13 protein-coding genes are annotated in these 12,554 nt (G+C 52.4%); 3 read left to right on the forward strand and 10 right to left on the reverse strand.

What is annotated here, in order from left to right:
• Positions 1 to 46: 46 nt before the first annotated feature.
• The 9 genes from HPY86_03485 to HPY86_03525 form a co-directional block, all read right to left on the reverse strand.
• Entirely contained in the window at positions 47 to 460 is a 414-nt protein-coding gene (locus tag HPY86_03485) for a DUF1425 domain-containing protein (protein ID NPV13978.1), read from the reverse strand.
• A 12-nt stretch (positions 461 to 472) separates the two neighbouring features.
• Entirely contained in the window at positions 473 to 1,621 is a 1,149-nt protein-coding gene (locus tag HPY86_03490) for a hypothetical protein (GenBank protein ID NPV13979.1), read from the reverse strand.
• 7 nt (positions 1,622 to 1,628) lie between these two features.
• Positions 1,629 to 2,201, reverse strand: coding sequence for a penicillin-binding protein activator LpoB (lpoB, locus tag HPY86_03495; GenBank protein NPV13980.1), 573 nt, complete (start codon positions 2,199 to 2,201; stop codon positions 1,629 to 1,631).
• The gene (locus tag HPY86_03500; GenBank protein ID NPV13981.1) at positions 2,198 to 2,743 is read right to left on the reverse strand and encodes a hypothetical protein; all 546 of its coding nucleotides are present in this window, start codon (positions 2,741 to 2,743) and stop codon (positions 2,198 to 2,200) included. The genes lpoB and HPY86_03500 overlap by 4 nt, the downstream gene beginning before the upstream one ends.
• Before the next feature lie 62 nt (positions 2,744 to 2,805).
• Positions 2,806 to 4,011: a hypothetical protein gene (locus HPY86_03505; GenBank protein NPV13982.1), complete on the reverse strand. Its 1,206-nt coding sequence runs from the start codon at positions 4,009 to 4,011 to the stop codon at positions 2,806 to 2,808.
• Between the two features lie 9 nt (positions 4,012 to 4,020).
• A complete protein-coding gene (locus HPY86_03510; GenBank protein NPV13983.1) occupies positions 4,021 to 5,004 on the reverse strand; it encodes a hypothetical protein in 984 nt (327 codons plus the stop codon).
• Positions 5,001 to 5,594, reverse strand: coding sequence for a hypothetical protein (locus HPY86_03515; GenBank protein ID NPV13984.1), 594 nt, complete (start codon positions 5,592 to 5,594; stop codon positions 5,001 to 5,003). The genes HPY86_03510 and HPY86_03515 overlap by 4 nt, the downstream gene beginning before the upstream one ends.
• 133 nt (positions 5,595 to 5,727) lie before the next feature.
• Complete coding sequence (locus tag HPY86_03520) at positions 5,728 to 6,552, reverse strand: metallophosphoesterase (GenBank protein ID NPV13985.1); 825 nt, start codon at positions 6,550 to 6,552, stop codon at positions 5,728 to 5,730.
• Positions 6,545 to 7,234, reverse strand: a complete 690-nt coding sequence (locus HPY86_03525; protein NPV13986.1) for a hypothetical protein — start codon at positions 7,232 to 7,234, stop codon at positions 6,545 to 6,547. Before HPY86_03525 ends, HPY86_03520 begins: the two co-directional genes overlap by 8 nt.
• 601 nt (positions 7,235 to 7,835) lie before the next feature.
• Here HPY86_03525 and HPY86_03530 point away from each other — a divergent pair.
• Genes HPY86_03530 through hcp form a run of 3 tightly spaced genes read left to right on the forward strand, consistent with a single transcriptional unit; the run spans position 7,836 to position 10,728 of the window.
• Entirely contained in the window at positions 7,836 to 8,252 is a 417-nt protein-coding gene (locus HPY86_03530; protein NPV13987.1) for an Rrf2 family transcriptional regulator, read from the forward strand.
• Positions 8,249 to 9,070, forward strand: coding sequence for a 4Fe-4S binding protein (locus HPY86_03535; protein NPV13988.1), 822 nt, complete (start codon positions 8,249 to 8,251; stop codon positions 9,068 to 9,070). The genes HPY86_03530 and HPY86_03535 overlap by 4 nt, the downstream gene beginning before the upstream one ends.
• A 14-nt stretch (positions 9,071 to 9,084) precedes the next feature.
• A complete protein-coding gene (hcp, locus tag HPY86_03540) occupies positions 9,085 to 10,728 on the forward strand; it encodes a hydroxylamine reductase (protein ID NPV13989.1) in 1,644 nt (547 codons plus the stop codon).
• On the opposite strand, the gene HPY86_03545 is transcribed toward hcp, so the two are convergent.
• The gene (locus HPY86_03545; protein NPV13990.1) at positions 10,725 to 12,539 is read right to left on the reverse strand and encodes a T9SS type A sorting domain-containing protein; all 1,815 of its coding nucleotides are present in this window, start codon (positions 12,537 to 12,539) and stop codon (positions 10,725 to 10,727) included. The genes hcp and HPY86_03545 overlap by 4 nt on opposite strands.
• Positions 12,540 to 12,554 lie beyond the last annotated feature (15 nt).

The raw sequence follows: 12,554 nt of genomic DNA on the forward strand, positions 1-12,554 counted from the left end.
TAGCAATCCCAGCTCTGTATTACATCCCGGTCAAAAAAGTTCTCTCTTAGCCGGAAGAGGAGTAGCGGTTGATTCCCCGAATCATCAGTTTCATCTTGGAAATCTGGTCCGCAGGCTTCGGTGCCACAAACTTCACCCACTGCTCCTGATTGGACTCAAGGTTTATTTGATGCCAGCCCCAGGGGTCATCAAGTTGCACGCCATTCTGGTCGTAAAAAAGCATCTTGACCTTACCGCCGATTGGCATATGCCAGCCATTCTTCAACAGAACATTGACAATCAATGCCCCGCCACTCTCTTCTTCTTTCACATCCAGCACCCGGATGTCTGACGCCAGAACCGGGTTGTTGATTACCCAGCGCCGGCTTTCGGTCTCCCGGTTTATCCATAATGAGTTAATCGTTGTTGAACAGGCGAGGATAAGCATCAAACCGCCTGCCACAGCCCAGAAACTTTTCATTCTAACCTCCTTTTAATACACATAAAACTCTTCTGCCAGACCGGCGACGATGAAAAACATCCCCGCCGCATAAACCGCCCGGCTATTTTCGTCCCAGAGCGGATAGTCACAGTAGCCGAGCATATTGCCTGCCTGGTTGTAAAACACCAGTCGCACCTTGCTGGTTGACTTCGAAATCCGCATTCGGGCAAAGGCGAAGTTTAAGGGTGCGTAGCCCCAGGCACGGATGTCCCGATTCGCTTCCTCCTTGCCCAATGTGATATCAGCAATATTGTCCGCCAGTTCTTCCCCGATACCGGGTAACGCCTTTTCCAAGAGCACCGCCGACAATACCCGCAGCCCGATACGTGCCGCTTTGGCACCCGCCTCCTGCGCTGCCTTACGATTCGCCTCGGCTCGGCTTAAACGCACCGCAAAACTGTCGCTCACCTCAGGTAGAACCGTTACCAGAAAGGAACTGTCCGCATATACCTCTGTTCTTCCAATTGAACCGACCGTCTGATGCTCCACCTGAACCACCAGTTCCACTGAATCGGCAGGAAGGATATAACCGCTGTCCCGCATCAGTTCCACATTTCGTACCAAGCCTTTGATACCAAGCGATTCCAGTTGCCGGAACTCAATCAGAGCATCATCAAACTTCTCCATCTTCTCATAAACAAGTCCGGTGTAGAAGTTGACAATTGGGAGTGTAGAAGCATCCTGGTCAAACTGCCGCAGTTTTTTAAACTCAACCAGCGCCTCCTCCAGATTGTTTTCCAAAAGATAGCACAACCCGAGATAAAGATGGACCAGTTCCCGTTCCCGTTTCTTCAGTTTGTAAACTGCTCGCGAATCCACCACCAGCCAGTCATAAAGCTTTGCCGCCTCAGGCCGTTCGCCCGCATCAACCTTGTACGCTGCAAGGAATGCCCGTTTGGCATCCGCCTTTTTTCCGCCGTAAAAGTTGGTAATCCCGTAACTCAAAAGGGAAAGGATGTAGGAAAGGTCCTGCTTTTGAAACTTCTCTTCAACAACTTTCCGATACCGTTCAATCGCATTTTCATAGGAGAGATTTGAAAAGTAGCGAGGTTCAGGTGCCGATGGTACGGTAGGCGCAACCGGCACGCAGGTTATAAAAAACAGCGCGCCCAGTAGTAAAAGGACGCCCGCTCGGCTCATTAGCCGTTTACTCGTACCAGGACTTGGTGCTCTTCTTCTTCAGTTCCTGCTCATCCGCCCACACGATTTCTGAAGTCCGGACATTAACCAGCCGCATCGTCAGTTTGTAATAGGCGAGCGTTGTAGCGCCCTTGGTCTTCTCAATGCTCATCACATCCCCGGTAAGAAAGTAGTCGGCACCAATGAGGTTTCCCAGTTTCACCGCACCCTCAACATCAATCCGCTGCGTCTCCTGGAGCGCAATCTCCTTTGCCTGCTGTTTCAACAGTTCCCGGTCAACAATCCGGAACTTGCCCAGTTTTACCAGCGCCACCATAATCTTCTCCGCAATCCCTTCGGTGTCGATGTGCTGGGAGGTCCGGTTGCCAATGGCAAGAAAAGCCAGTACCGGTTTGCCGGTGTCGGACTGTGCCGGCAGGTTGAACTCGGCAAGTGACTGCACCATCTTTTCGGCAAGAAGTTTCATATCGGTATCGCTATAAGTGTAGTCCCATTCGGTTACCTCATCGGGACGGACATAATGGGATGTGGCGCAGGCAAAGAATAAAAGCACCGGCGCCAGAAAAGCCAGCCGTTTCATTTTTTCTCCTCCTCTTTAAGGTTTTCTTTTATTAAACTGATAAACGACCGGGCAAAATCGGTCGGACTCACAGTACCGGTCGGTTCATAAAGCGCCCAGAGGAGCATCTTGTCCTCAGGCACATCTATCAGGGTAAACGAAACCGCCCGTACCGCTTCATTCGAACATTTCGACTTGCCATGGGCGCAGTGCGAGCATCGTGCCACTACGGTTCCAGTCAAAAGGCAGTTTACCCCCTGTTTCTTCGCCCACTCAACCGGGTCGGGCAGTTGACCGCGCATTTTACCAACATCCTTATCCGAAGGGTAAACAACCTTGACGCTCTCGGCAAGCAAAAGTAGCGCCAGCGCGTCTTCCAGTAATCGGGTGCTCTGCTGGTCAACTCCGGTGAGCGCCACCGCCACATTCCCAATTATCGGCAGTTTACCCCGGGCATCAGGATGAACAAATACCGCAGAAGGTTTCAGTGTGTCGACATCACTGGCGACACTCAACCCAAAACAAATTATTATAACCGCAAAAATGCCTGTCTTTATCCGCATCTTCATCTCCTTTCTTTATGGAATTTAACTTTGCGCCTTATCTCTGTCAAGTAATCTGCCAGTTACTTCTGCCCCTCGGCGTCGCCGAGAAATCTCATATCTAACCGGTTTCCGACAACGCCCTCAATCTGAAAGCGAACCGCCAATTCCCGACTGCCAATCTGCTCGATGACTTCGGGTGTTGCCGTCTCGGACACAATCTCAATCACCGCATCACTGCCGCTCAATTTCCTGGTAATTACTGCGAGCACCCCTCGAACCTTCGCTCTGACCTCAGACTTAAAAAGCTCTACCTTCTGGAAATCCGCATTACGGGCGTAAATTAAGGTAACATTCTCCCGCTTTTTCCAGTCCGTAAGGATGCGAGAAATCAAAATGCGGCTGATTGAGTCTGCTGCCGTCTGCCGCGCTGCCTCAGCACTGAACGGAACCTCGGCATTCACCACGCCGGCACCAAGTATCTCACCGGTGTGCAGGTTAACTGCCCGCGCACTTAACTCAATGCGGTGATAATCTCGTTCCTCGTAAGTATAGGGAGCCTTCTTCCGTACCATCGCCTCCTGCAAAGTTCCCACAACTCCAATTTCTGCGCCGGTCGCAGTACCTAAAACCATTGCTGCTTGCGTATCCCCTTCCAGAATCTTGCGCAACCGCTCCCGGTCGAGATTTTTCTCCACTGTAGCCCGGTCAACTACTGGAAACCCTTTCTCCTGAAAGGCTGCGGTCAACATCGTTTCCACCAGTTCGGGCGTCATCGTCTCCTCATTGACCGTAACTGCAACCGGATTTGCCACCTTGCGCACCACCACCATCACCCTGGGCCGTCCCTGCTCGGCAATCAGAATTCCAATCGCTCTCAGGTCATCCTCAATCCGCTCCAGTTTCACCTTTGCCCGCACCACGACCCGATAAAGTTCTGCCTCCCTTGATTCACTAACCAGCCGATAAGAAGAAACATAACCCTGAGCCTGTGAGTAAATCCGGTCCGAGAGCAACTGAAAGTTCTCGACCCGGGTCTCGGAGTTGATAAAAGTTCCCACCCCCTGCTCTACCGCCTTGCGTAGGGCGTCCTTCAATGCCTGGTCCCGCGCCATCGCAACATCGCCGGTAATTGTCGCCACGCCCTCGGCAAGGATTTCGGTTCCTTCACCACCACTCAGCACAACTTCAGTTGTCTGGGTTTGAACCGGTGTCGGACTGTATCCGGGGTAGTAACAGGATAAACAAAAAAGCCCGAAAGACAGTATCAGCCTTTCTGCATTCCACATCTTGCCACCTTACAGGAGAAGTTTTATTAGAAACCTGCCCGCATCGAAAAGAAACTTCGCCCCATCTTTAAGCCACTTAAGTTTATCCGCATCCTCTTTACTCAGAACAATATCCGCTCCCATCTTGCCCCGAACCTGTTTAATCTTCAAAACTAAGGGCTGGTTGGCAAACTCAGGCCGGGAAAGAATCTCGTCCAGTTTCCCGATATAATGAACCACCTTCTGACCCGTTGTTCCGGTGTACTGATACAACTCCTTCGTATCCAGAAGCAGGTTGCCCGCTTCGTCATAAATCTTCGGGAAAAGCGCCGGTTTTAAGCCGCTGTTGCCGGCGTCAAAAACCAGCGCCGAATACTTCTGTAGAAACTCTCGGACAGTTGCCGTCGTTTTAACCTCGGCCGGCATCGCACCAGGTTGCATAAGTGCTGGTTCCAGGGCATCGGTAACACTCTGGGGACCGGCAAGGTTGACCTCAAGTTCCACCTCCACCACACCACTTGCCGAATCGAACTGCGCCGGACCAACCTGGCGCGCACCTTTAACAACCCCTTCGAGATGGGTGTAAATCACATCAAACTTCGTCACAAAGTTTTCCACCTTTGTGTCGGAATCAACCCGCACCCCTTTGATAATCTCAAGGAGGTTGCGCTGGGCAACCACCACCGCTGCGCGCTCTGCCATCAACCGGGCGCGCGCCGGATTTGGGTCCCCGGGGTCAACAACACCCGAACCACGCGCGCGCACCACCCTAGCCCCCCAATCAATAACTCCACCTGGTACCGGCTCCACAACCTCACCCGGAGGAACAATCTCCTCTACAGGCAGGGGCGGAATCTCGCTTGTCTCGCGCGGCATTGGTGGCATCTGCACCGGTCCGCTCACCGGCGCCTCGGTTGGCATCTGTGCGTTACCTGCACTCCGTACACCAACACCCGAACTTACACAGGAGACAAAAAGGACAATCGTCAAGAGCAAAAAACCTGCTGCTTTCATTTAACACCTCCTTTTTCCAGCAAAGGGAGCAGCGCGACATCCAGTGCGCTCGCCAGGGCTTCTTCTGGTCCTTCAAAACTGGAACCCTCACCCTGCGCCGAATACAAAACCTCGCCGGTCTCAACACCGATGATGCGTACATTCAACTGCGCATCCCGTTGGTTTGGCGAGTCCGAGAAAAACGGGTCGTGCTTTACCTGCCCGACCTTAATTAACATCACCGCCGAGGCACCCATCAACTTCCCTAATCGGGCTGCCGTTTGCGGGTCAACCACCCCGGAATAGGAAAACTCCTGCTCCTTCAATACCGCCTCAACGGCGCTCCGGTCAACAACCGAAAAGTTTAAAACCTTCATCAACTGCATCTGCGCCCGTTCCACTAAATCGGCGCCAATCGCATTATCTGAATCACCTGTTAGCTGAACCGGCAATACCGCTATCCGCCACGGCTTAGCAAGGTCAAACTGCGCCGAAATTGAATAAGGCTGCATCGCCTTCATCATCGCTGGTGTCGGTGCGCACCCGGCAATTAGCGCAACAAAAACCGCACCAATAGCAGTGCGGTATATCCTATTCCCAACAGTTATCATAAACACTCCTTTCAGGTTAATACCTTGAGATTAATTATTGATATTAACCCGAGAAAGTCAATTATCGCCCCCAATCGTATGAATAATAAGCTATCTTCTTCTAAATTTTGCCATAACTTTCAGCCAATACCCGTTATCGGGTAAAAGACACAAACCGCCAGGAGATTGAATCTCCCCTTACCGCAAACAGAAGGTAACCCGGGGAACCAAAGTCTAACTCTCGCGACATCGTGCCCGCAATCAGGTGTTGGACGCCGTTGATTGAGTTTTGCCGCCAGCCGTGAATATGACCACAACAGTAGGCATAAACCCGATTTTTAACAAGTAAACTCATCAACTTCGCCCGCTCGGAATTAGAGGCAAGCCGAAACGGTCCGGGTAGTGTACCATCGTAAATGGGAAAGTGAGTGAAAACCAGTTTTATTTTGTTTGTATCGGCAAGAATGCCTTCCAGCCAGTCAAACTGGGTCTTGCCCACCTCACCCTCTGCGGTATCAAAGAAAATTAGTTTCAGCCTCGTGCCAATCTGCACCGCATAAGTCGCCGGTCCAAAGGTCTGTTTAAAATCTGCCCAACCGGAGGAAGAGTAAAGGTCGTGATTTCCAATCGTCGCATAAAACGGGGCGATTGCTGCCAGCACTGTTCGGGCTGAGTCATACTCCACTCCCGCCCCGTACTCGGTGATATCACCTAAAACGCAAAAGAAATCAATCCCCAGCGAATCCACATCGTGCTGGAACCGTTCCAGATAACATCCAGCCGCTTTTCCGATGTGGACATCTCCAAACACCGCAAACTCAAATGTGTCGCCAACCAGAACCGGTGCCGGCGTAGGAAGAGCAAAACTTTCTTTTGCCCTCTTTTCCACATCGGGATGGAAAAATGCCTCCTTCAGGTCCGCCTCACACCCGAAAATAACCAGCAAAAGGAACCCGAAAAATAGACGCATTCTACTCATACCTGACCCCAAGGTATGCCTCAAACTCGCCGGGTGAGAAGAGCAAAGTGGAAAAACCCTTTACCGTGCTTTGACCCACAGCGAACACCCGCCAGTGCGGTGCCACCTGATAACTAGCGCGGACACCAATAGGAAACATCTGGGGGTTATGAATCTGGTACCGGCTGATATTGGACAGAAACAACCCCAACTCCGCTCGAGTTGTATGCCAGACCGTCCACTCGAGCCGATACAAAAGGTTCCATTCGCCCGCCGGACCGGAAAACACCCAGGGTTGTCTAAACTTTGTAGTATCAAACACCCCTTGCCGCCAGGCAACCCCAACTCCTGCCGCCAACCGCCCGAAGCCTGTGCGATTGAGCAAGAGAAAAGCCCGATTCTCCCCGCACCGCCAGTCACGCCACTCCTGATGCTGAAACCCCAATGCCCCACGCCAGCGGGAAATTACCGGCAAACCGAACTCACCCTTGAACGCATATCCGCCCAGCCCGGAATTTTTCCCGAAATTTCCGTAAACCCCGGCATCAAGCGCCATCCTGTTTCTGAATGTCACCTGAACCCCACCCCCAATAACCCCTTTTTCCTCAACTCCGGGCTCAATTCGATACCCCAGCCCGATATCGGGCACTATCGGCACCGCCTCAACAAGCGCCACAAAACTGAAAATCAATATCAACCGCACTGGCCTACCACCAAAAGCCTGACATCACCCCAATCCCGTAGTGCCGGTATCTAAACGAAGAAGACGAACCTGGTGTGCTTATCAACCCTTTCTCCTTAACCAATTAAGTGTAGCCATTCGTTACCGCCTGTCAAACAACAGGGTTTTCGTACCCTCGGCTGCCCGGGGGCAATCACCGGGATAGTCTTCACCGCCAATTTACGCCCCGCCTATTTTATCACCCATCTTTTCGCATTGAACCCAACTCCAAACGCCCTTCCAGAGCCTATCTTATTGATAATCCGTAATGTTATGTCTTTAATCCTTTTCAATGACCCATCCCGCAGAATAAACTCCGTGATATCCTAAAAAGGTCGTGCCATCCCGGGGCAGACTGTCTGGATTTTCACCTGAAAAATCATCTTCAAATTTACCAACTACCCAAACCCATCAGCCCAAATCAGGCGACTTTTCGCAACCCACCGAGAGAACTAAATAATATTAAAAAGAATAAGGTAATCGGGCACACCTTTCCCCTATCGCTCTGCCAATTTGCCCACCTATCAAAACAAATGAAAAATTTTCTTGACAGAAACGATAAATATGGTATTATTATACCAGAATGGCAGAATTATTTAACATCCCCGAAGCAGCCCGCCTCGGACTGCATGCCGCATTAATCCTTGCCCATCGTCCTCGGGAACGCTGGACAATCAACCGCCTTGCCCAAACCCTTGGTCTCTCTGCTGCCCATCTGGCAAAAGTACTGGCGCAACTGGAAAAAACCGGCTTGGTCAAAGGCAAAACCGGACCAGCGGGCGGTTATCGTCTGGCGCGACCGGCAAAGGAAATAAGCCTGCTCGCGGTCTATCAGGCGGTTGTTGGCACAGTCGAAGTCAACCACTGTCCTTTTGCCATCCCGATATGCAGCGGTGGCTGCCCGGTGGGAAATTTCCTTTTAAAAACCAACCGGCAACTGGTCCGGTACTTAAAGACGACCAGTTTAGCCGAAGTCAAAATAAACCTGGAGGGTAAATGAAAAAAACAAGAAAGATTATCCATATTGACGAGGAAAAATGCACGGGCTGTGGTCTCTGTATCCCCAACTGCCCAGAAGGGGCGCTGCAGGTGATTGACGGTAAGGCTCGATTGATCTCAGACCTGTTCTGTGATGGTCTGGGTGCCTGCGTCGGTACCTGTCCCGAAGGCGCGCTCACGATTGAAGAACGGCCGGCTGAACCCTATGACGAGCGCAAGGTGATGGAAAATATCGTGCGCGCCGGTGCCAATACCATCCGCGCCCATCTCCAGCATTTAAAGGAGCACGGTGCCCAGAAATTTTACGAGGAGGCGCTCGCCTATTTGAAGGAACACAACATCCCGACACCAGACGAAAAACCGGCGCTTGCCTGTGGTTGCCCGGGCACTCAGGTACGCCGTTTAACACCCAAAGGAAACCCGACGCCTGATACCACTCGTCCGGAATCACAGCTCACCACCTGGCCCATTCAGTTAACCCTTGTACCGGTCCATGCTCCGTACTTTAACAACGCCCACCTCCTGCTTGCTGCTGACTGCACCGGCTTTACCAGCACCGCATTTCATCGCGACTTCCTTGCCGGTAAGGTCCTGCTCATCGCCTGTCCCAAACTGGACGATGCCCAGTTCTATTTAGAAAAATTGACAAACATCTTCCAGGAGAATAACATCCTTTCGGTAACCTGTTTGCACATGGAGGTACCCTGCTGTTATGGTCTGGTGCAAATTGCCCGTCAGGCGCTTGCTGCCAGCGGGAAAAACATCCCGTTTAAGGAAATCACCCTAAGTATTGATGGTAATATCAAGGAGGAGAAATGAACGAAGAGGTAAAGATGTTCTGTTATCAGTGTGAACAAACCAAAGGCGGTACCGGCTGCACAACTCAGGGGGTCTGCGGCAAAGACGCCACAACCGCGACTTTGCAGGACCTGTTAATCTACGCGACCGAAGGCATCGCCCAGTTTGCCCACCGTGCCCGGCGTTTGGGTTTCACGGACCGCGAAATCAACCTGTTTACGGTTGAGGCGCTCTTTTCCACCATCACCAATGTTGACTTTGACCCGGAAAGATTGAAAGGGCTTCTCTTCCGCGCCGCCGATTTAAAAACCCGGGCACAAAGACTGTACCTTGACGCCTGCCGAACTAAGGGGGTTCAACCGGAAACCCTTGCCGGACCCGCTACCTGGACTCCGGCGCCTGATATTGATGGCCTTGTCGCGCAGGGTAAAAAAGTCGGCATCCTCAGCCGGCACGAACGCTTCGGCGACGAACAAGCCGACCTGATGGACCTTATCCTCTTCGGACTAAAAGGCGCTGCCGCCTATGCTGACCATGCTGCGATTCTGGGTAAAGAAGACGACCGGCTCTACGCCCGGTTTCACGAACTACTCGACTACCTGACCCGGGACCAGTTCGACACCCAGGAACTGTTAAATAACGCATTAGCGGTTGGCGCACTCAACCTGAGCGTAACCGAACTGCTTGATTTGGCAAATACCTCAGCCTACGGCGAGCCAGTTCCAACCCGGGTTCGGATTACGCCGGTGCGGGGCAAAGCAATCTGCGTCTCGGGCCATGACCTGGGCGACCTCGCCGCCCTCCTTGAGCAGACCAAAGACAAAAATATCAACATCTACACCCATGGCGAAATGCTGCCGGCTCATGGCTATCCCAAACTTAAAGCCCATAAACACCTCGTTGGTAACTACGGCTCTGCCTGGCAGAACCAGCAAAAGGAGTTCCCGCTCTTCCCCGGTGCAATTCTGATGACCACAAACTGTCTTCAGCGACCTCAGGAGAGTTACAAAGACCGAATCTTTACCTCCGGACTCGTTGCCTGGCCCGGAGTGCGCCATGTGACCCGGGAAGACTTTTCCCCGGTGATTGAAGCGGCACTTGCCCAACCCGGATTTGTCACGGAAGGAGCCGAGCATTACATTACCGTGGGCTTTGGCCGCAACACCCTGTTAAGCAAAGTTGACGAAATAACCGAACTGATTCAATCGCAGCGCCTGCGTCACATCTTTCTGATCGGTGGCTGTGACGGTGCAAAACCGGGCAGGAACTACTACACCCAGTTCGCCCAGCAGGTTCCTAATGACTGTCTCATCTTAACCCTTGCCTGCGGTAAGTACCGGTTCAACAAACTTGAGTTCGGGACGATTGAAGGTCTGCCCCGGCTCTGGGATGTCGGTCAATGCAACGACAGTTACTCGGCAATCCAGTTTATTGTCGCCTTAAGCAAGTCGCTCGGAGTCAACCCGAACGAACTTCCACTGTCGCTAATCCTTTCCTGGTATGAACAAAAGGCGGTAGCGGTTCTTTTGACTTTGCTCTATCTCGGCATCAAAAACATCCGTCTCGGACCGTCTCTGCCCGCATTTCTCACGCCCGGGATTGTTCAGATACTCGTGGACAAATTTAATCTAACGCCGATCGCAACACCCGAAGAAGACCTGAAAGCGATTCTCGACTAAGGGGCTAAAACCACCTTCTGTACAAGGGTACGGGTCTCGGTCTGAAGCCGGACAAAGTACACTCCCGACTTCATCCCATGCCCACCCAGCACGATACTGCCCTCCTGACCCGCGATTTTCTGAGTCGCAAACACCCGGCCCGTAATGTCCATTAGTTCCAAACTACCCTGCGCAGCATCACCCAGCTGGTATCGCACCTGGACCTGCTCTCGACCTACCGAATTGATTAGTTGTAGACCCGGTGCCGACGATAACTTGCCTCCTTCCGCCATTACGGCAGACCGGTGCGGTGGTGCGGGATTGACAATCTCCTCCCCGGGAACAAACCGCCACAACTCCAGGGTCTTGTTCCCCTTAAGCGCATACAGAACTCCCGCAGCGGAAAACGCAATGTCACCACCAGCGCGCACCCGCTTCTTAGAACCGGTAGAGCCCACTGAAGGGATTGTGTCCATTTCCACCCACGAATCGCCTTCCGGAACATACCGCCAGAACTCACAGGTGTTGCCGCCTTTCAGGGCAAAAATTGAACCAAACGCCCAGGTACCGCAACTGCCATCCTTTGCCCTTTTCCGGGTCAACATCCGCTCGCTTGCGATTGGCATCGGCACCAGCGGTGTTTGCCGCCACTCGCCCGCCGCGATATCATACGCATAAAACTCATGATACTTTGCCTTGTGGGCATAAATCGTATTTTCGCCGTCGTAAACCAGCCAGGAACCGCGGTACCACTTTGATGTTCCGGGTGCCGGTGCCAGTTCCTCCCAGACACCGTTGATAATGTTGTAACGATAAAATTCGTTACGGGTCCCCTTCAGGAGGTAGATGTAAGGAAGTCCATCCTTTTCGACAAACACCATATCGCAGCCATCTTTGACCTTTCGATGGCTCGGACCATAAGGCACATCGGGCAGAGCCTCCCAGCCGAGCAAAGCACTGTAACGCCAGAATCCAAGCGTATTGTTGCCTTTTGTCGCATAAACATAGCCATTGCTCGCGACGCAGCCCACCGAACCCCTTCCGGGATTTTTACCCTCCGCGCCCTTCTGCCAGGGGTCAAGTTCGCGCCATACCGGAGAAGCGTTCGGGTCGTACAGGTAAAAATCTGCAGTTTTATTCCCTTTTGAAACATACATCACACCCGCTTCTTCATCCGCGGCAATCCATCCACCGTCTTTAACGCCTCTACCGCTCGGCGGTGCCGGTATCTGGTCTGCCTCAGACCAGCCAACAGGCAATGGTGGTCGGTCCAGAACCTTGAAGACCGCGGAAACGGTATCGTTTTCCCGATGCGCGTCGTTCGCCAGTGCCACCGAACAGCGGGCGATATGTGACCCCAGACCATGCAACCGGGTCGGGACAAAATCCACGATCCGCGACTCACCCGGTTCAAGATGGACCAGTTTAAAATTCTGGTAAACTGGAATTACCCCGCCGACCATATAAATCTTAAATATTGCAGTAAAATTTTCCGCCTCGGTGCCGTAGTTTGCCAGTTCCGCCTTCGGTGTAATATCGCTCAATGTATCAACCCGTCCTAACGGCGCAACAATCCTTACTGCGGCAACATCGTGTACGCCAACCCATTGTGGTCTGGGATGCCAGAAACCAATCCAGGCGATAAAGTTGCCACCGGTCACATATCCAATTGTCGTCTGGTGAAAACTGCCGTTAAGTATAAAACTGGTACTTCTTGCCTCTACCCCGCCTTCATCAATCACCCATTCGGGCAACCGGTAACTCTGTGCCAGTACACCGGTACAGAGCAAAATTGCCAGTCCAAACGCGCCCGCTAAAAAAAGCCGCCGCATATTCGCCTCCGTTTC

The sequence above is a fragment of the candidate division WOR-3 bacterium genome, assembly GCA_013177935.1.
GTDB lineage: Bacteria > Hydrothermota > Tepidihabitantia > Tepidihabitantales > Tepidihabitantaceae > Tepidihabitans.